This is a genomic window from Nitrospira marina (assembly GCF_059568365.1).
On the sequence record NZ_JCANTH010000001.1, the window covers coordinates 2,019,367 to 2,040,576 of the forward strand.

The following is a 21,210-nucleotide window of genomic DNA, read 5'->3' on the forward strand; positions in this document are numbered from 1 at the left end:
ATGCCTAATCGATCTCATTTTTATTGAGTGCCTTCCACACTCGTTACAAAAATAAGTCTACCAACAGCCAGTTGCGCCGGTAAGAATTATTGGCACAGGGTTAGCTGTGGTTCGGTCAAGACACTGGACGACGCGGGTATAAGACCGATGTTTAAATTCAATGGGGGCAATTCCCTGCCGCCGAGCCCAACGCTGAATCGTCTCGTCGTACATATTGTCATTCCTGGGCACAGGCCCATAATGACGCAAGAATTCAATCCATTTTTGGTTCTTTATGCCAATGCTCTATATTGCCCCAACATTTTGATGCCCTCTTGGAGCGTTTTGTACACAACATCAGATGTCTCAGCCAACATTTCTAGGTGCCGAGCGATTTGCTCATCGGTTGACGATTTCTCATCGACAAGAATGACAAACTTGCCGAGTGCCTTTGCAAATCCGACCTCCAACGCTAAAGCGTAACCACCTGGATTGGTTGCTTCCAAATATGCGAAGACACAATCGCTCCGCCTAACAGCCTCTAAGTCCAACGCAGTGTATTCATTTTTTGATTTAAGTCCATGCGAGCTTGGGTCGAAATAATCAAGGGAAGGAACCGCGCGCATAACCCTGTCCTGCCAGCCTGACTGGAATCCCCCCGCTAAGTAAACTGTGGGCCGCTTCCGATCCGCTAAAGGCGTGGCTGACGACAACTTCTCGTTGCTCGATGACTTGCTTGGGGCGTTTGGTGTTTGGAGGTTTAGCTTAGCAATGGCCATTGAAATGGGTAGTTGAAATGCAATTCTCGCAAAGGTGTAATATCTTTCAAAAAACAGCGGGGCCGCAATGAGCATGATAGGAAGCCAGAAGTTGAAGCCAATTACCTCAACCGACGCTCCTAAGGCTTTTGCAAGCAACAGTCCTAGCCACGCGAGGTTGATTGAAATCAGGACAGTTGCGATACCAAGGTTCAGAAGGGACAGGAATGTAAATCTATACACAAGATGACTATCTTCTTGAGCGACGCTAAGCGCTAAATTTCTCCAAGTTCTGTAATTCGAAACCTGATTGGCATCAGCGGCCAAAGATGGAATGCGATTAAACAATGAGCCGCGAAATGCTTTGAAGATGGGGTCTCGCGTGAGCTTGTCCGACAGCTCTTTCTCAGGCATGACGAAGGTAAGCAGCCAATTTTTATTCTTGGTAACCAGCTTGCTGCGCCAAACCTTTTCCAACCTTTTTCGAATGCGGCCACCGAGGCTGCTCACTCCATGACCAAGTATGTATGAAAATCCAAGCAGCAGTATCCACTCGTATTCACTGTTCCTATTCAGAAGGACTTTGGAAAAACTAATAAACGGTTTTCCTGTGACGTAACAAATGCCCACCATCATCGCTAGGCCTGGTACAACCGTCCCAACAATGTCGATGAAGAATCTTTCTAAAGCCTCAACGAAGTCTCCCGCTTTCATTGTTCAGAACTTCCTAGAGTTGACAGATTAGACAGGCTTTAGGTTCATCGTCGTCTTCTTCCATTCCCCCTAAGACTTCGATGAGCCTCTTATTCCCTCGGCTGGCCTTTCTCCGCTCCTCTGCTTCGGCGTAGCGCCGTTTGATCAGGGCAATGTTTTCAGGTTTCCGTAATTCACTCAGCGGCATGCGCTCATTCCAGGTAAAAGACTTGCCAGGGGTGTCTGTGATTTTCTCGTATTTCTGAGCCTCTTCAAATTGCTCAGGATGATTCTCAAGGAGGCGTACCCATTCAATGGGACGCTGAAAAAAGCAGAAATAGCAGCCTGAGTGGGTCCTGCCCCATTTGAGATAGGGGGGCATTCCAATACCACTGTCTTCGAGAATCTTCATCACCCCTGCGTAATCTATGCCATCTTCTTTAAAAGGAAATACGGCCTTAATGTTTGGCTTTGTGCTGATGTAACCCACCCTGTCTTCATCAGCGCGAATGCCAACGTAGCTGACTACAGGTTCCTCACCGACGTACTCTTCAAACGGTTTGAGTTTTAGCAGCTTGGTGCACCATCGCATATTTGGTGACGGAAGGTAGCCTCCGAAAACATCAAGCCAATGGTCGAATCCGGCTTTTGCGTTCAGACGTACTATTTTCTTCCCCAAAAAGGCCTCGACGCAATTCAGGTACTCGTACGTCTCCGTCAACTCCTTGTCAGTATCGCAAAAGACATATTCCATATCTTGGACACGGTCGCGCATGTATAGCGCCAGTGCGGTACTGTCCTTACCGCCGGACATGCAAAGAATGTGTCTGGTCCGTTTGTTCATGCTTTTGCTTTGCTCCCTTTCTCCAAGTTGGTCCAAATGGCCCGTGAGGCTGCTACCAACCCCAGGCGTTTGTCTTTGGTTAAAAGGGCCTCAAACTGTGTTTGTAGACCACGCAATTGCTGCTCTTCGTCTGCGGTGAAATGTACCACCTGCTCGTGCTCGATGCCGTTTGCCTGGGTGACAGCTAATCGTATGCCAATAGCATTCGTGGGAGTTTTGTTACCTGTAAATACGATGCTTTCGACCCGATGAAATCTTGTCGCAAGTTGGACGAGTTCATTGTGGAAGGCCTCTTCTTCCGCGTCGTGCCATTTGGAGGGCGGCTTGAGTGCCAGATAGCTACCGAGCGATTCCAGCCAGTCAGACTCCGGAAGGTTGCAGTCCATTACACGGAGGCAAAATGCACGAAGTTTCGGTTCCTTAACAGTAAGCACGATCTGTTCAGCACGTGCTGCCAGTGTAGTCCGAAACTTCTCAAAGGTCCCAGGCAAATCGAATGCCACACGGAGCTCTTTTCGTAGACGTTCCTGTAATTCAGGAAAGGCGGTTCTTAAATCGTCAAGCGCAGTCTTCAACGTTTTCACAAAAGCCTGAACCGGTTTGCCAAGTGTCGAATCGGGCAGAATCGGCTCGAAGCCGCATGCCTCAGGTAAGTCGGTGAATAGGAGCTTTGCGGGTTCGCGAGCATTCAGAATGCGGTCCCGAACGGCCAGTGCCGGGGTGGGAAGTTTCTTTGTGTTGAGGACGTATGCTGGAAGCTGTGCCGCAAATACGCACAACTTCTTCACGACATCGAGTAATTCAACCTCTCGCTCTTGCGAGCTCTTGACTTCCAACACGATCAACAACTTTTGAAAGAGTTCGGCTCTGACACCTTCAATCTTGCAGTATTGGATGTCAAAGCGCTCAGGCGCTTTGGTGAGGACCAGCATCGCCTCTGCGTTGAGTTCTCGAAGGAATGTGCCATCCTTATAAAAGGCGACATCCTTTTCGTGCGCAATAGCGAACACTGTTAATAGCAGCGGGATGAGCCCGTCGCGGACCCCGTAGGGTGGCATTCTCAGTTCTGCAAACAGCCCGGCAACGTTGACACGCCGGTCCGGTTCTTTCTGCAAGATTTCCCGAATCAATCGCAATGCGGGAAGCAGCCCGCATTTCTCATCAATTTTATGGTGCGGCTCGGCGATACGCCATGTGTCACCATGTTTTTGGTGCAGCCCGGTGTTCTTAAGCACCGAGAGGTACATACTCATCTCCGGTGGCTTCTTGGCGGAATTCATGCCTAACAATTCAATGTTTGCGTTTGTAAACATACGTTCAATGAGCCGCATACGAGCTGCTGCTGCTGCTGAACTGAGGTTGCGACGGTTGACGAGTTCGTTGTGGATGCGGGGAGCAAGTTTGTAGGTTTTGTCAAAGATTTGAGATAACTCGGAAAGAAGGTGGCGGCCATCTCTAATTTTGAGTGGACGCCCTTCTTGAAACCATTCCAGCATCATTTGCCCTGTGAATTGCTTGAAGCCGATGTAACTTTGAATTCGCTTTTCTAGCTGGAACTTGGCTGCGGCTTTTTGGCGGGAAACTTCCTCGCGGGCAAACTTGTCGGCGTTCAATTCAAGCGTGTTCGTGGAAACCCATTCCCATCGCTGTACTTCCTGAACAAGGCTTGCCAGGCTGTGCAGTGGTTGGGAAATGGCTATCAGCCAGTTTGGCCGCTGTTTTAATATAGGCTGCTTTGCGAATTCCAGAGCTGTGGTACGCTCGGTTGGTGTCTCGCACAACGGAACGATAATCAATCCATCTGCGTCATGCGCCTCTTGTTCCCCCAACCCAGTCAATTCCATTACTGAACAGTAACGGACGTCAAAGTGCCGCAGGTTTCCGGTCTCGATGTAATGCCGGCGAGCTACCATAGGGTGGGACTCGAGAAAATCTTTGATAACACTGGAGACCCGTTCCGGGGTATCTATGCCCCGGCGTGCATCGTCGTAGGCTTTTTCGAGGTCAACTGAGGTGTGGGGCCACAAACATAGCCCACGGGCCCGGCCACGATCGTAAAGAACTCGCTTGCCCTTATGTAACTTCTCCAACGTTGAGTGAACTTGCTTCCTAGCTGTTTTATCAATCCCAGTTAGGGCACACACAACCGCTTCTTCAGTGGGTAGGAGATCGCCGTCGTTAATAAGATTGAGTATACCGACGGTTTTCAGGGTTTTTATTTGTATTTCGTCTTCAGTCGCGAAGCTCTCAACTACGGAGTCAATCAGATTCCAGTGGCTACGATAGCTTTGGACAGCTAGACGATGGCCGAAGTTAGTTCGTACATAGTCGTAGAAGTTGTGCAACCGATAGGGCTCACCTTCGTAAAGGTTCTTCTCGGAAAATGCTTGCAATCCAAACGGTTCGTTGGAGAGAAGAAAGCTGAACAACGAACGCTCGTTTTGGCCGAACCGTCGGAAGGTGCGAATGAGAATAGGTAACACCGTTGGGTGCAGGGGATAAAGCTTAATTGCCAGGCTTTGGAGAGATTTAAACGGTGCCGAACCGAACCACCCTAGGGCGACAGTTTGCTCCATTGCTTGGCTTAGCTCTTGAGTTTGAAGCTTAGGAATTTCCTGAGTTCGAACGTTGATTGCAGAGGCAATGACATTGGCGACTTGTTCAATTGGTTGATTGAAGACAATTTCTTCGAAACGCCCTGCAACCTTCTCCCATTCTCGTTGCGAAGACTGATTGAGCTGGTTTGCATAGGCGTTGAACCCTTGATGGAGCAAACTAATGACAAACAATGGTTGCTCACCGCTGCGAGAGGCTGCTTCGGCCAATCGTTGCAAGAGGAATACGTCCTGTCGTTGTGGGTGAAGGGCTGCGAACTCTAAGAATTTCCCAAGCTCATCGAGAATTAATAATAGGCCTTTGCCCTTTGATTCCATGATGATTCGAGCATTAATTTCGAGGATGAGATTAAAGATTTGGTCTTCCGTTGGCTCACAACTTGCCTCAAGGAAATGTTTTACTTTTTGAACGATTTTCGCTTTGGGCCCACGGCCGTAAATTTGGCTGAGCGTAAGGTGTAGCGAGTTAAGTATAGAAATTCCCAATGCCTGGCGAGAACAAGTTACCAACACAGGAACAAAATGTGGGCGCGGTACTCCAAATTGGTGAAAGTCAACGGCCTTGCGAATCTGCGAAGGGAATGCCTTGTCCCGCCCAGCGAACCAGTTTGCGAGCAATAGCGCGAAACTCGATTTTCCGCAACCGTAGTCGCCTGTCATTCGCCAGGCTCGCTGGCCTGAATGTGCCTTCAAGCCATTGGCCACACGTCCCAAACATGATCGGGTGAAATCCGTTACGACGTAACCAGACAAAACCCCTGGATCTTCAAAATCTCTTTCAAGGTGTGCGGACCGCAGGAAACGGCTTTTAACTTGAAATAGATCGCCAATTCTTTTCTTAGACATTAATGGCTTCCCTTGAATAGATCTTCTTAAGCAACCCGATATGATCCCCGTCGCCGGATTTTTGAATTTGCTGCTGGCTTGCTGTTTCCTGATAAACAAACCAACCGTTCGTCTGCCGTGCCAAAGCGTCCACTCGTGTTCGAATGTCTTCTTCGGGAAGCTTGAAGATCTGGCCGGGACTACCGTGCCCATGTGCAACTTCTCGCAGGGCCAGGGTTGCTTCTACTGCATGGTGCTTTTGCCAAAATGCGTTCAAGCAGTAAACGAAAAGTTCGGGCGTGATATCAGGCTTCTCTTCACGACGAAAACTGTAAACTGTTTCGCGTTTGCCTGAAGTGGGGTCAAGTTGACGCTCTCCTACCGTGATAATGAGTTCGAGTTCGACTAGGGGGCAATCGAGATTGTCTTCTTGAACCTTTCCTTTGTGGCCACGGGTTGGAACGTAGGTGTGCAGGAACGCATCGAAGTGCTGCTCTAAAGTGACCAACGAAAGCCGGTCATTCTCCCTTTCTGCTTCCTTTTGTAGCGCCTTGAGAACAGAACTTGGGACGATTTCAGGTTCCTGCCAGCGGTTCAAAAGATAATCCCACGCTAGCAGTGGATTCTCGGTGTCGGTTGACAGATTCCAGTGGATTAACCAAAGCGTTCGAATGTCTTCGAGAAATGGATCGAACCCTTTTTCACCAAGCAACATACTGCCCAGCTGTGTAGGGACATGACCTTCGCCCTTCCCTCTCAGCGTAGTCATGCCTGCTGCTTGCGCCCAAAATCGAATGGAACGGACCATGTTTTTGCCAACGCCCATGGTGACCATAGCTTCTTCTTCGCTCGAGAAAATTTGGGGGTTCTCCTTTAGGCACCGCACCGCTTTGGGTAGCCAAGTATAGCGGCACGGAAACGACTCGTGACCAGAAATACGATAGGTCTTTTCAATTGGTATCGTTGGCTTGTAAATCTTAGGCATCTTGGAAGAATGATGACATCATTACTTGATTGTAATGTATGAATTATTTAGGCAATCCTACCGGACCCTTAGAACAATGTACAGAATTATTGTTGATGAAATTTTGGCGGTGGGGTGTGGTGCGTTTTGAAATTTGTTGGAAGATATTTAGCATAAAAATTGGGGACCGATCTCAAGAAAAAACCCTCCACTTGCGAGGAGCTGCTCTATTAGATCCAAGGGATAATTTTCAGAAGATGGCATAAACCTGTTGGGGGTAGTGCAGGTAATATCCAAAAGATTTGGCATGCTGAAGCAAGGTTGATTTCTGAAAATGTACCTCAGACATTCATTTAAGTACAGAAAAAACTTTCGAATTGAAGGCATTAGATTTGTTTTACAAAAAATTGGGGGAATCTTTTTGGATTCAATTCAGAGAAAAATTTTTTCTCCCAAGATTCTTCGGAGATTCGAAAATGAAATTTAAAAAAATTGTGGGGGTGAAGCTTCCGGATTCCAGCCGCGAAATTTCGAGGGTGAATTTTCGAAATGCTGATAACTGAAATTGGGGAAATTTCCCAGCTAAATATCTATTTTTTGGATTGCTGCAGTAGGAGGGCGCGAGGGGGGCATTGAGATTTCAAGAGCGGGGGGACGGGGTTTCGCCCCCGGACGGCGAGGTCCTTTTGTTTCGGCAAAAGGACCCAAAACCATTGACGCCCCGTCTGGCTTTATTGGAGGGGAGGGACGCCAAAGATACAAAGAGCGGCCCAACTCGCCAGGCTCAAACAAGGGCCGCTAGATGCGAAGAGCGTCTCTTCCTGGGGCCAGCCGGCAGGCGTCGGAACATAGGAGAAGGAATTCTTAGGGAGCGTAATGATAGATGCCGGGGGTCGGCCCGGCGGCCGAGGTCTCCTTCGACCGGGCTCAGGACAGGCTTTTTGTTTCGGCAAAAGGACCAAACAAGGGTCGCGCTCTTCGAGACGCACCTTGCAAGTTTTGACCGTGGCATGGCCCTTCGGGTGTCCTCCGCGGTTCACCGGTCCCGGCGGCGGGCAAACTCGCTGCGCTCAAACACTGCCCGCCTTTTTCCGGAACCGGTTGCACTGCTCGGCCATGCCACCAGGTCAGGGAGGATTAGAGGGGCATGGTGAAGCAGGGCTTAAACAGGGTCCGCTAGCGGTTAAGAGCGTCCCTCCCTGGGGCCAGCCGGCAGGCGTGGAACATAGGGGGAGCGATTTTCAGAGATGCATATGAAAGAAGGGGGAGCGCTGTGATAGAGATATGGCTTGAAGGGCGAAGTGCGGGAAAGTAGATTCCTGCCACATTTGAGGAAGCCCAAGGGGGTGTTATTCGGCTATGGAATGAACAGAAGCTGGCAGTTTGTTTAAGGTTAATTCCTTGAGATGTACCTTGGAACTCGCATTATCAATATCAATGCCTACTAGATTGCCTGCAGCGTCATAATCCAGGACAATTCCCTCCGATACTTCCCGGCTTTCTACGCTGGGGTGTTCGGTCAGATCGATGTAGAGTGAATCTGTGTCTGGGTAATAGTTCAATTTCATGGTCTGAATCCTCGATCAGGAAAGGCATTGTGAATTGTCTTTTTATCGGCAAGTGTGATGACACGTAACATCCGGCCATCAAGTTCAGCTATTGGTCCCCAAAATCGAAAACGATTTCCTTCTTGAGGTTCGCTCTTAGATGGATTTTCTACCACTTGAATGCACCAGTCTTTTTTGAGATATGGACGTTTACGCAATACTTCTTTTTCAAAATATTCTGTGAATGTGTAACTCTCCACGATGCTAACATACTTGGTTTTCCAATGAATGGCTAGTCTGCAGTTGTCTCAGTAAGGGAAAAGGTTTTGAGGGTGGATTTTGGCTGATGAGGCGGGAAAAGCGGGATTCCGGAGGTCCCTTTTATTTATGAGAAAGTGGAGGAGAGTGGCATGGGGGCGAAACGTCCGATACTCTGGAATGTACCCAACCTCTTGCATAAAGTACAGAATTTGGTAGGGGCGGGGTTTCGCCCCCGTACGGCGAGGTCCTTTTGTTTCGGCAAAAGGACCCAAAACCATTGACGCCCCAACTGGCCTCATGGGAGGGGAGGGACGCTAACCCTGAGAAGAGCGGCCCAACTCGCGGAGTTTATCCTGAGCGAAGCCGAAGGGCTCAGACACGGTCCGCAACGGATAAGAGCGTCCCTCCCTGGGGCCAGCCGGCAGGCGTCGGGGCATAGGGGAAGAATTTGTTCGGGAATCCTAAGGGAGAGGGGAGAGTGGAGGAAGGACGGAGGAAAAATGTTTTACTTTTGTGTGGGTTGCTTATGAATTGGGTTCGGTCGGTTTGTCTGGATGGCCGAGAATTTGGTTAGTTTTGCGCTCAAGTTGGGGTAGTTCGCTGGCCACGACATCCCAGACAAGATTGAGGTCGACGCCAAAATAATCGTGAATGAGTCTGTCTCGCATGCCGGCTATTTGTTTCCAAGCGATGGTGTTGTGTGTGGCTTTCAGTGACGCGGACATATGCTTGACCGCTTCGCCGATGATTTCTAAATTGCGTATGACTGCGTCCTGAGTTTTCCGGTCGTTAAAGAACGCCTCACGCCCGGGTGTCGTATACTCTCGAATATTGCCAAGAGCATCCCGGATGTGGAGGAGATACATACGATCATCTTTCATAGGGGAGCGGCTTCGGCAGTAATGCGTTCCTTGAGGTATGGACTGATCCCGCGGTCGGTTACCACATCGACCTTGCAATGAAGAAGTTCTTCCAGATCTTGGGACAGCCCTATCAAATCTAACAGGGTGCGTCCCTCATCCATCTGTACGAGAAAATCGACGTCGCTTCGGCCAGTGGCTTCCCCTCTGAGGACGGAGCCGAATAGACGAATGTTGTGGGCTCCATGCGAGGCCGCTAGAGCGAGAATGTTGTCGCGCTTCGCTTCGATTTGTTCGCGTATGGTTTGCATAATGGGTTGCCCGGTCATGTGCGGAGCCTCCTGACACGATACCGTTTCCCCCTTCTTCGATCAAGACCAGTCAAGCGAAAACGGGCTGGCGCTGGGTCGGCTCGAAGTCGAGGGTAAGGAATTCGGGGTTTCGTCCCCGGACGACGAGGTTTCGCCTGGTGCGTCTCGAAGAGCGCGACCTTTGTGGTGGAGGCAAAAGTGGCCAAACCCATTGACGCCCCGTTCAGCCATATTACAAGAGGCAAACACCGGGTGTAGGAAGGCGGGCCAACTCGCGATGCTCAAACAAGGCCCGCCCATTTGTGCGGATGTTTGCCTCTGAGGCTGCCCGGAAGGCGTCGGACAAAGTAGGAAAGAAATCTTTATGGGATTCCCATAAGGGTGGGAGTCAAACTCGCGGAGTTTATCCTGAGCCAACGGCGAAGGGCTCAAACACGGTCCACCTAACAAATTAAGCCGCAGCCCTGGTGGTCGACCTGCAGGTGGTGATTTGGGAAGAAACAAGGTGAATGCCCGAGGTCAGGAGGAATGCACGGGGTCAAGTTAAAGAAAATGGGTGCCCCCACTTTATTGAACAGTCACCCGGTGTGAACTCATGTGGTATTGGGATAGTTTTTCCCTGTAAGTGCCAGACTGAATATGGTACGATTTAAGGACCGAGGAGGCCTTGTATGAAAATTACGTCAGACATCAAACCGATTACTTATCTCAAAGCGAATGCGGCCGCGTTATTAGATCAAGTAAACCATACCCATCGCCCCGTCGTGATTACACAAAATGGTGAACCCAAGGCCGTCCTTCAGGATCCCCAAAGTTATGAGGATATGAGAAATGCCCTTGGCCTGTTAAAGCTGATTTCACAAGGAGAAGAAGATATTAAGCGGGGCAAGACTCGAACACAAGCTGAGGTATTCAAGAAATTAGCGTCTCGATTGCAGGGACGATGAAACAGGTTTGTGAGGTCATTTGGGCGGAAATTGGGGAAAATGACTTGCAGGCGATTGTTTCTTACATCACAGAGGACAGCGTTCCCCGGGCCTTGCAGATTCTCCGAAAACTTACCAAATCTGCTTCAAGACTCTATCAGGCGCCAATGCGAGGCCGAATTATCCCAGAACTCCATGCCCAAGGGGTGATGCAATATCGTGAACTGATCGTGTCTCCATGGAGAATCATCTATCGAATTTCAGGGCACAAGGTTTTTGTTCTCTCTGTCCTTGACTCACACCAGAATATCGAAGACATCCTGCTCAAGCGGCTCCTTTCTATATGATGGCGCCAGATCAGGCCATTTGCCCATTATTGGGCTCTTTCCCCATTCTTAAGACCAGTTCCCCAAAATAGCAAAGTTCAACTGAGGGATAAGTTGGGGATGGCTGCCGGCTCAAGGTGGAGATGGGAAAGTTTTATAGATGCCGGGGGTCGGCCCGGCAGCCGAGGTCTCCTTCGACCGGGCTCAGGACAGGCTTTTTGTTTCGGCAAAAGTGACCAAACAAGGGTCGCGCTCTTCGAGACGCACCTTGCAAAACGACGCACCCTCTGGCCTGATTGGAGGGGCGCTAACTTTTTGAAGAGCGGACCAACTCGCGGAGTTTATCCTGAGCGAAGCCGAAGGGCTCAGACAAGGTCCGCAACGGATAAGAGCGGCCCTCCCTGTGAGCCAGCCGGCAGGCGTCGGGTATCCAGGAGACACAACATTTAGAAATTTTTATGAAAGAGAGAAAACCGTTGTAATGAGGGAGGAGAGAAGCGAGATTGGGGGTATTATGGAAACAATTTTTGTATGCACTCTTCACGGGTCATTGAGAAATGTTCCCCGATGTCTGCCAAGATTGCTGAAAGAGTTCCCACGCGAAGTGGATTATGGTTGGGGATGGTGATGTGGTGTTCCCCTTTTTGTGTGCTGGTCAACCGAATGTGGCTGCCGGTTTGTCGTGAAACCCGGTAGCCTAAATGCTTCAGCTTTTGAACGAGATCTTCTGCCGATAGGTCGCGCGGCAATTTCATACCGCGATGACTTCTTCTCGTACGTGATGTAGCCGAATTAATTTTGGGACTTTGCCTTCGTCAAAGTGGCATTTGACCGCATCACGAACCTTGGTGTGCAGTTCAGCCATATCGTCCGCTTCGGTGAAGATTGATTCTCCCAAGGCCCGTGCTGTGACTCCTCCTTCGGGTGCATCTTCTACCAAAAATATGATTTCCGACATAAGAACTCCTTTTGAGTAGGGTCATAGGGATTGTGATGTGTTTTTATGCTACCCAACCTTTTAGGGAAAGTACAGGTGGAATAAGGAGATTACTGGCAGAAACTAGGAGGAATTACAAGGCTGAAAGATAGATCTTCGTATACGAATGTCGTGCATGATAAGAAGGTTTGAACGATTCCGGGGTTTCGCCCCCGAACGACGAGGTCTCCTTCGACCGGGCTCAGGACAGGCTTTTTGTTTCGGCAAAAGGACCCAAAACCATTTACGCCCCGTCTGGCCTTATTGGAGGGGAGGGACCCCAAAGATACAAAGAGCGGCCCAACTCGCAGGGCTCACACAAGGTCCGCAACGGATAGGAGCGTCCCTCCTGGGGCCAGCCGGCAGGCGTCGGATCATTCAGGAGATCCAGCATTCAGAAGTTTTCAAGAAAGAGAGAGAACTAGAGTAATGATGGGGGAGCGAATGTTGGGGCCGGTTGCATTGCTCGGCTATGCCAACAGATCAGGGGATTATTTAGGGGAAGGGCAAGGGTTCTTGCTAGTAGTGGGAGGTTAGGCTGTCCAGTAGGGTTGGTTTAAGGGATCGCGGTTCCCCTTGTTGGTTTCGGACACACCGCTCCCGGATTTTATCGCCCATTCTTTTGCACCAGTAGTCATTGTCTCTTCACGATACGGCTTACGATTGGAATATGGAAGGCGTGCCCTTCGCCCTGCTAGGCGTTATCGGCTGCCTAGAGAATCGCTTGTGAAGGCTTTACGGTAGTAGCGGCAGGGGTAATCTTTATCCTCAACGAACGTTTTTTTATGATAAAGAAATCATTTCTTATGGTTGCGTTGGGCTTTCTCATCTGTGGGCCACCCGCCTATGGATATACACCAGGTTCCCAACATCCTGTGGAACCGGCGGCGGGGTCACCCTTGGCACCGAACAGGTCCGCTACGGGTTTGGAAGTCCATAACATGATGGGCCATATTAATATTGCGTATTTGGCACTGGATATCGATCTGCCGGACGACGCCCTCCACCATATCGAACAGGCCGAAGCGCTGGTTGGTCAGCTCACACGTGACCTGCCTTCGATGAAGGTTGACTCCACACTCAAGTATGGAAAGGTGACCTTTACCTCCCGGAACGCGAACAAAAATTATTATGTGCCGGTGTTGGATGACCTCTTTCTTCTGAGCGAGTATGACACCGTGTACCGCCACCTGCAGTCATTTGACATTAAACAGACCTATGCCGGCGTCGTGAAACTTGATTTTTCCGTTGACCTCCGAACCCTGGCGGCGGCCCTCAAGACCGCGAAACAGGACCTTACCAATCAACACTATGAGAAGACTCAAGACGCCTTAGGAGAAATCTTTCGAGGGGCCATTGTGGACGAAAGCGTCAACACTGACCCGCGCCTGATTATCTATGACAACCTAGCCTTGGCCAAAAATTTTATTCAAAACGGACTGTATCCCAGCGCCCGTCTGACTGTCGTTAATGTCAAACATGGATTAGCCCGGTGGGAAAACGATCCGAGGGCCGCACCTCACGCTCAAGGGGTACACACACTCCAACGAGAAATGACCCGCCTGGATACGGCGCTGGAAAACAAAGACCCCACATTGATGCAGGGAGTGGGTCGGCAATTTCTGGCCTGGAGGGAAATCGTGGAGTCGTGGTTTGAATTTTGACGCGGTTGTTTTGCCGTTTTTTGCAGTGGTGCGTCTTTTCCTATTTCAAAGCCTCCGGGGTTTCGTCCCCGGACGACGAGCCACTTTGGTTTCGGTCAAAGTGGCCAAACCCATTGCCGCCCCGTCTGGCCGCATTAGAGGGAAGGGCCGCTAACTTTTTGAAGCGCGGACCAACTCGCGGGGCTCAGACACGGTCCGCTAAATGCTAGGAGCGTCCCTCCCTGGGGCCAGCCGGCAGGCGTCGGAAGTCATACACGAAAGCTTCACGGGCATTGGGGACAGGGTTTCGCCCCCGGACGACGAGGTTTCGCCTGGTGCGTCTCGAAGAGCGCGACCTTTGTTGTGGAGGCAAAAGTGGCCAAAACCATTGACGCCCCGTTCAGCCATATTACAAGAGGCAAACACCGAGTGTAAGAAGGCGGACCAACTCGCGTTGCTCAAACAAGCCCGCCAATTTGTGCGGATGTTTGCCTCTGAGGCTGCCCGGAAGGCGTCGGAAGTAAAACACGAAAGCTTCAGGGGCATTGGGGACGGGGTTTCGTCCCCGGACGACGAGCCACTTTTGTTTCGGCAAAAGTTACCAAACAAGGGTCGCGCTCTTCGAGACGCACCTTGCAAAACGACGCCCCGTCTGGCCTTATTGGAGGGGAGAGACGCTAACTTTTTGAAGAGCGGCCCAACTCGCGGAGTTTATCCTGAGCGAAGCCGAAGGGCTCAGACAAGGGCCGCTAGATGCTAAGAGCGTCCCTCCCTGGGGCCAGCCAGCAGGCGTCGGATCAAAATTTAAGCCTACCGAGGCAAATTCACGGATGGTGGACCAACTTGCAATGGGCTAGGTGACAGTGCGGGTTTGGTCGCTCACCTTTGAGTCTTGTCTGGCCTTAAGGCGGCTTTTATGATTGTGACGGCGTTGGTGTTTGCGCATCCCCTTTTCCAGCCCTGAGCTGGCTATATGTTTCCTTTCCTAAATACCGCTCCAGCTTTTCACTGAGATCGGTTGACAGACTGTCCATGGCGGCTATTCGACGGAGTTGTGCCTCCATGTGGGTTTGTAGATCCTTTCGGTGCTGCCTGAATTTTTCGAATGCCCCGATCATTCTTGAGGCCACTTGGGGGTTTTTGGCATCCAGTTCCATGAGGAAGTCCGCGACAAAGGCATATCCTGATCCGTCTTCCGCATGAAAGCCTTTGGGGTTGGCCTGTGAGAAGGTCCCATATAACGCTCGCATTCTGTTCGGGGTGGGATGTGTGAAGGCTTGATGTTGTGTGAGGGATTTCACGATCGGTAACACATCATCCGCCTGGGATCTTGCGAAGGCTCCGACCCATTTATCCACGACTAACGCATCATGTTCGAATTGATAGTAGAAATGTTGGGCCACGCCATCCCGATAGGGTTGCGCCTCATCCATATTGATGATGATATTCAGCGCGGCATAGCGGTCCGTCATATTGTTGGCCTGGCTATATTGCCTGACGGCCAGCTTGGCCACTTCCGCATCTCCTGAATGCGATAAATACCCGAGCGCGATATTTTGTAGACTGCGGCGACCGGCATCTGCACGATCATACGGCTTGCCGGGATGATACGTGGAGTTGTACATCTCGAGAAATTCATCGTGCAGTTGACGGCCAAGCGTTTCTAAGAAGGCCTTCCGAACCGCGATGATGGCATGCGGATCAATCACCTCTCGCTGCGGCGCGATTTCCTGGTAGACGGGCAGACTTAAGGCCAGGCTCTTGAGTTCCTGGTCCATGTCCGCGCGTTGCAAAATCCGACGAAACGAATCCAGGACATCGTCGCCCACGAGGATGTCTTGTCCATGTTCATAGCGATCCACCTGCGCCATGAGATTCGTGGTCAGGAACCGGTTTCCTGCCTCCCACTGATTGAATCCGTCCCGGTCATGGACCATCAGGTGTCGCAATTGGTCGTCGGTATACGGAGCCTCCAGATTGACCGGGGCGGAAAAATGACGGAACAGCGAAGGGACCGCGTGAGGCGGGACTTGCTCAAAGGTAAAGGTGTGCGTCGCCTGGGTGAGCTCAAGGACACCCTGAGCCACATCCTGCCCATCAGGACCCACCAACCCGAATTTCACCGGAATGTGTCTGGGTTGCCCGTTGGACTGATTGGTAATCGTGGGAATCTGCTGCTCGAGCGTGAGTGTGAATTGTTTGGTCGCCTGATCATGGGACCAATGCGCTGTGATCTTGGGCGTCCCCGCTTGCGTATACCACAGCATGAACTGGGTGAGGTCCCGACCGGACGCCTCTTCCATGCAGCGCACCCAGTCTTCAACGGTGACGGCTTGCCCGTCGAACCGTTCAAAATATGTATCCGACGCTTTGCGAAAATCTTCCTTTCCCAATAAGGCATGCAACATCCTATTGAGCTCAGCCCCCTTACTGTAGACGGTGGCGGTGTAAAAGTTATTGATTGTGACAAACTGATTCGGTCTCGGTGGGTGTGCCATCGGCCCCGCATCTTCGGGGAATTGACTCATGCGCAAGGTTCTGACGTTGGCGATGCGATTGACCGCTTGTGACCCCATGTCCCCGGAAAATTCCTGGTCCCTAAAGACAGTCAACCCTTCTTTCAAACACAGCTGAAACCAGTCCCGGCAGGTTACCCGGTTGCCGGTCCAGTTGTGAAAGTATTCATGCGCCACCACCCCTTCCACGCCTTCATAGTCGGCATCGGTGGCTGTATCGGGATGCGCCAACACATACTTCGTGTTGAAGATATTCAGCGATTTGTTTTCCATGGCCCCCATATTAAAATCGTCCACGGCGACAATATTGAACAAGTCGAGATCATATTCACGACCATACACGTCTTCGTCCCATTTCATGGCTTTTTTCAGCGAGGCCATGGCGTGCCCGAGTTTATCGAGGTCTTTGGCTGCCGCATAAATACACAACATGACCTGACGACCGCTTGCGGTCACGTAGGTGTCATCCAGGCAGGCTAAATCCCCTGCGACCAGGGCAAACAAATAACTGGGCTTGGGGAAGGGATCTTCCCACACCGTATAATGACGCCCATTTTCGAGTTGCCCCTGATCGATGAGGTTGCCGTTAGAAAGCAGGACCGGGGCGGCTATTTGATCCGCAATAATCCTGGTGCTGTAGGTCGCCATATTGTCCGGGCGGTCAGGGAAAAAGGTAATCCGCCGAAACCCTTCCGCTTCGCATTGCGTGCACCAGTTGCCTCCTGATTTATACAGGCCTTCAAGTGCCGTGTTCTGTTCAGGATGAATTCTGACCAGCGTGTCTACCGTAAAGGCATCCTGCGTGGGCTGGAGCGAGAGGGATGTGCGATCCACCACGTAGCCGTCTGCCGGACTGCCCCCCTTCGCGACAGGCAGATTATTCTGCTTGACCTCCAGCAATTCGAGTTCTTCGCCATCGAGAACCAGCGGGTTGTTATGATTCCCGTTTTTTTTCACCTGTAAGACGGCGCGGACCAACGTCTCTCCCTCGCGTAAATCCACAGTCAGGTCCACATGGGTCACCCAGTAATCCGGTTGCTGATAATCTTTTAGGTATGTCACGGAATTTATTTCAGACACGGCATCATCTCCATTGGGTTTTGAACAAAAAAATTACGATAGCTTTCCGCTACCATTCGTCGGGAATGACAGAGGGGAGGAACGAAAAACCCTCATTGACCATTCACGCATTTTCCCGGCCTCATTTAGATTATACCCCCAAGGGTCTCCATCTCGCGCGGACCGACTGAAGCATCACTGCATCCAGAAATTTTGAGGCCATGGGATGGTGGGATGTGTGGCTTTCAGTGACGCGGACATTTGCTTGGCCGCTTCGCCGATGATTCCTCACTCACGATACCGTGTCCCTTTTCTTCAATCAAGGCCAAAACAAGGGACAATGGGCCGTCGCACTCTGCAGTATAACCCCACATCCATCACAATAGTTGATAACGGAAGGAGAGCTTGGGGGGTGAGGCGTAGACGCGTGTGAATAGGCTTTTTGCTGGAAGGTTGGTTTGAGCCGGGGGTCGGCCTGGGAGCGGAGCGTTGGCTTGGTGCGTCTCTCAGAGCTTCCGGGGTTTCGCCCCCGGACGGCGAGGTCCTTTTGTTTCGGCAAAAGGACCCAAAACCATTGACGCCCCGTCTGGCCTCATTGAAGAGGAGGGCCGCTAACTTTTTGAAGAGCGGACCAACTCGCTCCGCTCGGACAAGGTCCGCTAAATGCGCAGAGCGCCCCTCCTGGGGCCAGCCGGCAGGCGTCCCATGAACAGTCCGCCTGTTGAGTTGTGCGTCGGTCCGGGTGGCGGACTTGCAGGTGATAGGAAAAATGGGAAGATGGATGCTCGATTACGAATGTCGTGCATGCATGAATGATAAGAGAGTTTGATGGATGCCGGGTGGCGGTTCGGGAGCGGAGCGCTGGCTTGGTGCGTCTTTCCCTATTTCAGAGCTTCCGGGGTTTCGTCCCCGGACGACGAGCCACTTTGGTTTCGGCAAAAGTGGCCAAACAAGGGTCGCGCTCTTCGAGACGCACCTTGCAAGTTTTGGCCGTGGATGGCCCTTCGGGTGCCCTCCGCAGTTCACCGGCCCCGGCGGCGGGCAAACTCGCTGCGCTCAAACACTGCCCGCCTTTTTCCCGGGACCGGATGCACTGCTCGGCCATGCCACCAGGCCAGGAAAGCTAAAGGGCAAAGCTGAATGACCCCATCGGGCTCATTCATTGGCCGCCAGCTGCGAAGAGCGTCCCTCCTGTGGGCCAGCCGGCAGGCGTCGGTTGAAGAGAAAAGGAGGGTTTGCATAAAAGGAAGGAAGGCTCAGGGTGAAGGATGGAGTGAGAAGAAGTTTGCGGGTAGGGAGTCATTTCGCATAACCGACAATACTGCATAGACTTTTTAGGACCTTTTCCATGCATACCGTTTTGATTTTTCCGATATGCTTGACGATGTTTTGGTCTGAGAGGGTAAATACCTTATCCACTCGTATCCAACTGGGTTTGGGCAGAGTACCATCCACGATATCCATTGCAGTTAATGGGATGGCAGGTTCTTCTTGAGGGACAGTGGTAACGGCCAAGGCAATAAAATCCCCATGGCGATCGGGTGCTGTCAGGACGAGGACCGGACGCTTTTTTGAAGAACTTAAATCAGCATAAGGAAAGGGAATCAGAACAAGGTCGTAGGCGCTACACGTCATTCCAAACCTCATCCTCAGAATTGTCCCAGACATGTTTCATGACCGGAGTCTGGGCGAGCTTGAGTTCCTCAGCTTGTCTGTCTTTGAGCCCATGTTTCAACTCAATGTACCCGATGAAATCTAAGACTTCCTTTGCCAAAGGTTCTGGAAGCTTTTGAATTTCTCGCATGATTTGTTCTGCCGTTGACATGGCGTGCTCCTCATTTGCTCTGTAAGGGATACGTTGTATGACAAATGTACCCAACCCATTGACTAAAGTACAGAATTTTATAAAGCCGGGGTTTCGTCCCCGGACGACGAGGTCCTTTTCTTTCGGGAAAAGGACCCAAAACCATTGACGCCCCGTTCAGCCATATTACAAGAGGCAAACACCGGGTGTAGGAAGGCGGGCCAACTCGCGTTGCTCAAACAAGGCCCGCCCATTTGTGCGGATGGTTGCCTCTGAGGCTGCCCGGAAGGCGTCGGAAAAAGTAGCAAAGGAATAAATGAAGAAAAGTGAAGAGAAGATAGGTCCCGGGGTTTCGGCTCGGGGGCAGACCAGCGCGCGCGGCTCAGACACGGGCCGCAAAATGCGAAGAGCGTCCCTCCTTGGGCCAGCCGGCAGGCGTCGGAAAGATGGTGAGAGTGAAAGGTGATGAATTTTTGTCTCCGAACGACATGGAGGGGTCCAACTCGCAAGGCTCAAACAAGGTCCGCCTCACGAATCTAACCTCAGCCCGGTTAGCCGACCTGAAGGTGCTAGATGGCGAAAACCAAAATAAATGTCGGAGATGCGGGAGACGAGAAGATGGATAGTGGATTAGGGCTGGGTGATTGGACGCAGGATGATCTAGATTGATGGCTTATTGGACGGCTTGGAGTTGGAGGGAGAGGGTTTGTTCTTTGCCGCTGCGGCGAATGCCGAGTTTGATGCGATCTCCGACATTATGCCGGTCTAATAGTCGGGCGAGGTCGTCATAGGTGCGTATCGCTTCTCCATTAATATTCGTAATGACATCACCCAAGCGAATTCGTCCGGTTTTGGTTTCTTCTAAGCCTTGCAGGCCTGCCTTGTCGGCCATACTTCCCGGCAGGACTTTGGCGATCACCAGGCCTTTGATCCCCCAGCGGGCGGCGATGGAATCCGGGATGAGGGAGATGCCCAGACCGGGGCGAATGACTTTTCCATATTGAATGAGCTGGGGGACGACACGTTTGACAATGTCGACCGGCACCGCAAAGCCGATGCCCGCGTAGGCTCCACTGGGACTGACTATCTGGGTGTTGACGCCAATGAGTTCTCCTGCGCTGTTGAGGAGCGGTCCACCGGAATTGCCGGGGTTGATGGCCGCATCGGTTTGGATGGCGTTCTCAATTGTGCGGTCGTTCACCGATTTGATTGAACGACCCAGCGCACTGACGACACCGGTGGTGAGGGTGTGATCCAGCCCGAAGGGATTGCCGATGGCCAACACGCGCTGACCGACGCGAAGGTCCTGGGAGGTGCCGATCTCCAAGGGCATAAGTGACTCGGCCTTGCCGGTGATCTGGAGCACGGCAAGATCATGATCAGGGTCCACGCCAACGATGCGCGCGTCAGTTGTGGATTGATCGTCCAACACCACTTGTATGGAATCCGCGCCATAGATGACGTGGTAATTGGTGACGATATGCCCTTGGCGGTTCCAGATGAATCCGGATCCCGACCCTTGCGGCACTTCGAAGGTATTAAGCGACCAGATATCCCGGCGCACTGCCGTATTGGTGATGTAGACCACTGACTGCGCGGCTTTTTCAAAGACGGCGATGGTATTGAGTTCTTCCGCACCGAGAGGTTTCTGAGCGACGAGGTGCAGATACGAGGGTGAGACGGGAACCGATCGCCCCTGGTTCGGGACGGATTGCTCTCCCATGGTGATATTCGGCAGAAGCCCTGTGGCGACCGCGACGAGAAGGAGAAGCTTCTGCCATTTTCCAAACCGTCTGTGTGGTCGAACGCGGACTTTGGCCCCGTCTGAAGGGAAAGTCTGTGGTGTAGGGTGCAGCAGCATAGGAAGATTGTTTCCGGGCTTATTCTCCCAGGAGCTGGACAACCAGGTTTCGGGTTCGTGGTCTGGTATCAAAATCGATGAGGACGAGTTGTTGCCAGGTGCCAAGGGTTAAGGCGCCATTTACGAACGGAATTGTGAGCGAGGGTCCCTGTAACTGACCGCGAAGATGGGAGTGGCCGTTATCTTCGCCGGCATTCCGCGTATTATGTTCTAACAGCGGATCGGCGGGTATCGTTCGGTCCCAGAAGGTTTTGGTATCGGCACGAATTCCCGGCTCATCTTCGATGATCATGACCGAGGCCGTCGTATGTTGCACAAAGAGCGTCAGCATCCCACCCTGTAGGCCTGATTCCGCGAGCAGGCGGTGAATCGGCTTTGTGAGATTTTCGATGGTCGAATTGCCGGTCATGGAAATGTTGAGGTAGTGGGTGATGACGGCCAT

General features: G+C 51.6%; 18 protein-coding genes. 4 read left to right on the top strand and 14 right to left on the bottom strand.

Annotated features, from left to right (window positions below; all coding sequences use genetic code 11):
- Positions 1-272: 272 nt before the first annotated feature.
- The 7 genes from LX98_RS08250 to LX98_RS08280 form a co-directional block, all read right to left on the bottom strand.
- Positions 273-1,451, bottom strand: coding sequence for a hypothetical protein (locus LX98_RS08250; RefSeq protein ID WP_496428447.1), 1,179 nt, complete (start codon positions 1,449-1,451; stop codon positions 273-275).
- 13 nt (positions 1,452-1,464) lie between these two features.
- Positions 1,465-2,274 (bottom strand): phosphoadenosine phosphosulfate reductase domain-containing protein, encoded by an 810-nt coding sequence (locus LX98_RS08255; protein WP_496428448.1) that lies wholly within the window; start codon positions 2,272-2,274, stop codon positions 1,465-1,467.
- Positions 2,271-5,735, bottom strand: a complete 3,465-nt coding sequence (locus tag LX98_RS08260) for a hypothetical protein (RefSeq protein ID WP_496428449.1) — start codon at positions 5,733-5,735, stop codon at positions 2,271-2,273. The genes LX98_RS08255 and LX98_RS08260 overlap by 4 nt, the downstream gene beginning before the upstream one ends.
- On the bottom strand, positions 5,728-6,699 hold the full coding sequence (locus tag LX98_RS08265) for a DUF4007 family protein (protein ID WP_496428450.1): 972 nt from the start codon (positions 6,697-6,699) through the stop codon (positions 5,728-5,730). Before LX98_RS08265 ends, LX98_RS08260 begins: the two co-directional genes overlap by 8 nt.
- 1,328 nt (positions 6,700-8,027) lie before the next feature.
- A complete protein-coding gene (locus LX98_RS08270) occupies positions 8,028-8,246 on the bottom strand; it encodes a DUF2283 domain-containing protein (RefSeq protein WP_312641648.1) in 219 nt (72 codons plus the stop codon).
- A 764-nt stretch (positions 8,247-9,010) separates the two neighbouring features.
- On the bottom strand, positions 9,011-9,367 hold the full coding sequence (locus LX98_RS08275) for a HepT-like ribonuclease domain-containing protein (RefSeq protein WP_496428451.1): 357 nt from the start codon (positions 9,365-9,367) through the stop codon (positions 9,011-9,013).
- Positions 9,364-9,675, bottom strand: a complete 312-nt coding sequence (locus LX98_RS08280) for a nucleotidyltransferase family protein (RefSeq protein WP_312641661.1) — start codon at positions 9,673-9,675, stop codon at positions 9,364-9,366. The genes LX98_RS08275 and LX98_RS08280 overlap by 4 nt, the downstream gene beginning before the upstream one ends.
- 653 nt (positions 9,676-10,328) lie before the next feature.
- Here LX98_RS08280 and LX98_RS08285 point away from each other — a divergent pair.
- Together LX98_RS08285 and LX98_RS08290 are read left to right on the top strand one after the other, a co-directional pair.
- Positions 10,329-10,604, top strand: a complete 276-nt coding sequence (locus tag LX98_RS08285) for a type II toxin-antitoxin system Phd/YefM family antitoxin (RefSeq protein WP_312641660.1) — start codon at positions 10,329-10,331, stop codon at positions 10,602-10,604.
- Positions 10,601-10,930: a type II toxin-antitoxin system RelE/ParE family toxin gene (locus LX98_RS08290; RefSeq protein ID WP_496428452.1), complete on the top strand. Its 330-nt coding sequence runs from the start codon at positions 10,601-10,603 to the stop codon at positions 10,928-10,930. Before LX98_RS08285 ends, LX98_RS08290 begins: the two co-directional genes overlap by 4 nt.
- Before the next feature lie 491 nt (positions 10,931-11,421).
- Here LX98_RS08290 and LX98_RS08295 read toward each other — a convergent pair whose 3' ends face one another.
- Positions 11,422-11,664, bottom strand: coding sequence for a type II toxin-antitoxin system HicA family toxin (locus LX98_RS08295; protein WP_496428453.1), 243 nt, complete (start codon positions 11,662-11,664; stop codon positions 11,422-11,424).
- Entirely contained in the window at positions 11,661-11,867 is a 207-nt protein-coding gene (locus tag LX98_RS08300) for a 2-oxoisovalerate dehydrogenase (protein ID WP_496428454.1), read from the bottom strand. Before LX98_RS08300 ends, LX98_RS08295 begins: the two co-directional genes overlap by 4 nt.
- Positions 11,868-12,670: 803 nt before the next feature.
- Between LX98_RS08300 and LX98_RS08305 the strand changes: the two genes are divergently transcribed.
- The gene (locus LX98_RS08305; protein WP_496428455.1) at positions 12,671-13,549 is read left to right on the top strand and encodes a YfdX family protein; all 879 of its coding nucleotides are present in this window, start codon (positions 12,671-12,673) and stop codon (positions 13,547-13,549) included.
- A gap of 893 nt (positions 13,550-14,442) precedes the next feature.
- Here LX98_RS08305 and pepN read toward each other — a convergent pair.
- Complete coding sequence (pepN, locus tag LX98_RS08310; RefSeq protein WP_496428456.1) at positions 14,443-17,124, bottom strand: aminopeptidase N; 2,682 nt, start codon at positions 17,122-17,124, stop codon at positions 14,443-14,445.
- Between the two features lie 791 nt (positions 17,125-17,915).
- Between pepN and LX98_RS08315 the strand changes: the two genes are divergently transcribed.
- Positions 17,916-18,230, top strand: a complete 315-nt coding sequence (locus tag LX98_RS08315; protein ID WP_496428457.1) for a hypothetical protein — start codon at positions 17,916-17,918, stop codon at positions 18,228-18,230.
- Between the two features lie 172 nt (positions 18,231-18,402).
- Here LX98_RS08315 and LX98_RS08320 read toward each other — a convergent pair whose 3' ends face one another.
- The 4 genes from LX98_RS08320 to LX98_RS08335 all read right to left on the bottom strand — a co-directional run bounded on the left by LX98_RS08320 (position 18,403) and on the right by LX98_RS08335 (position 21,210).
- Positions 18,403-18,738 carry a type II toxin-antitoxin system PemK/MazF family toxin gene (locus tag LX98_RS08320; RefSeq protein ID WP_496428458.1) on the bottom strand — a complete coding sequence of 112 codons (336 nt, stop codon included), beginning with the start codon at positions 18,736-18,738 and terminating at the stop codon, positions 18,403-18,405.
- A complete protein-coding gene (locus tag LX98_RS08325) occupies positions 18,728-18,928 on the bottom strand; it encodes a DUF2281 domain-containing protein (protein ID WP_496428459.1) in 201 nt (66 codons plus the stop codon). Before LX98_RS08325 ends, LX98_RS08320 begins: the two co-directional genes overlap by 11 nt.
- A gap of 652 nt (positions 18,929-19,580) precedes the next feature.
- Positions 19,581-20,768, bottom strand: coding sequence for a trypsin-like peptidase domain-containing protein (locus tag LX98_RS08330; protein ID WP_496428460.1), 1,188 nt, complete (start codon positions 20,766-20,768; stop codon positions 19,581-19,583).
- A gap of 19 nt (positions 20,769-20,787) precedes the next feature.
- On the bottom strand, positions 20,788-21,210 hold the full coding sequence (locus LX98_RS08335) for a secondary thiamine-phosphate synthase enzyme YjbQ (protein ID WP_496428461.1): 423 nt from the start codon (positions 21,208-21,210) through the stop codon (positions 20,788-20,790).

Bases quoted from the DNA above. Each gene is read 5' to 3' on its own strand.
- LX98_RS08250 (WP_496428447.1), bottom strand. From the start codon at position 1,451: ATGAAAGCGGGAGACTTCGTTGAGGCTTTAGAAAGATTCTTCATCGAC.
- LX98_RS08255 (WP_496428448.1), bottom strand. From the start codon at position 2,274: ATGAACAAACGGACCAGACACATTCTTTGCATGTCCGGCGGTAAGGAC.
- LX98_RS08260 (WP_496428449.1), bottom strand. From the start codon at position 5,735: ATGTCTAAGAAAAGAATTGGCGATCTATTTCAAGTTAAAAGCCGTTTC.
- LX98_RS08265 (WP_496428450.1), bottom strand. From the start codon at position 6,699: ATGCCTAAGATTTACAAGCCAACGATACCAATTGAAAAGACCTATCGT.
- LX98_RS08270 (WP_312641648.1), bottom strand. From the start codon at position 8,246: ATGAAATTGAACTATTACCCAGACACAGATTCACTCTACATCGATCTG.
- LX98_RS08275 (WP_496428451.1), bottom strand. From the start codon at position 9,367: ATGAAAGATGATCGTATGTATCTCCTCCACATCCGGGATGCTCTTGGC.
- LX98_RS08280 (WP_312641661.1), bottom strand. From the start codon at position 9,675: ATGACCGGGCAACCCATTATGCAAACCATACGCGAACAAATCGAAGCG.
- LX98_RS08285 (WP_312641660.1), top strand. From the start codon at position 10,329: ATGAAAATTACGTCAGACATCAAACCGATTACTTATCTCAAAGCGAAT.
- LX98_RS08290 (WP_496428452.1), top strand. From the start codon at position 10,601: ATGAAACAGGTTTGTGAGGTCATTTGGGCGGAAATTGGGGAAAATGAC.
- LX98_RS08295 (WP_496428453.1), bottom strand. From the start codon at position 11,664: ATGAAATTGCCGCGCGACCTATCGGCAGAAGATCTCGTTCAAAAGCTG.
- LX98_RS08300 (WP_496428454.1), bottom strand. From the start codon at position 11,867: ATGTCGGAAATCATATTTTTGGTAGAAGATGCACCCGAAGGAGGAGTC.
- LX98_RS08305 (WP_496428455.1), top strand. From the start codon at position 12,671: ATGATAAAGAAATCATTTCTTATGGTTGCGTTGGGCTTTCTCATCTGT.
- LX98_RS08315 (WP_496428457.1), top strand. From the start codon at position 17,916: ATGATAAGAGAGTTTGATGGATGCCGGGTGGCGGTTCGGGAGCGGAGC.
- LX98_RS08320 (WP_496428458.1), bottom strand. From the start codon at position 18,738: ATGACGTGTAGCGCCTACGACCTTGTTCTGATTCCCTTTCCTTATGCT.
- LX98_RS08325 (WP_496428459.1), bottom strand. From the start codon at position 18,928: ATGTCAACGGCAGAACAAATCATGCGAGAAATTCAAAAGCTTCCAGAA.
- LX98_RS08330 (WP_496428460.1), bottom strand. From the start codon at position 20,768: ATGCTGCTGCACCCTACACCACAGACTTTCCCTTCAGACGGGGCCAAA.
- LX98_RS08335 (WP_496428461.1), bottom strand. From the start codon at position 21,210: ATGGCCGTCATCACCCACTACCTCAACATTTCCATGACCGGCAATTCG.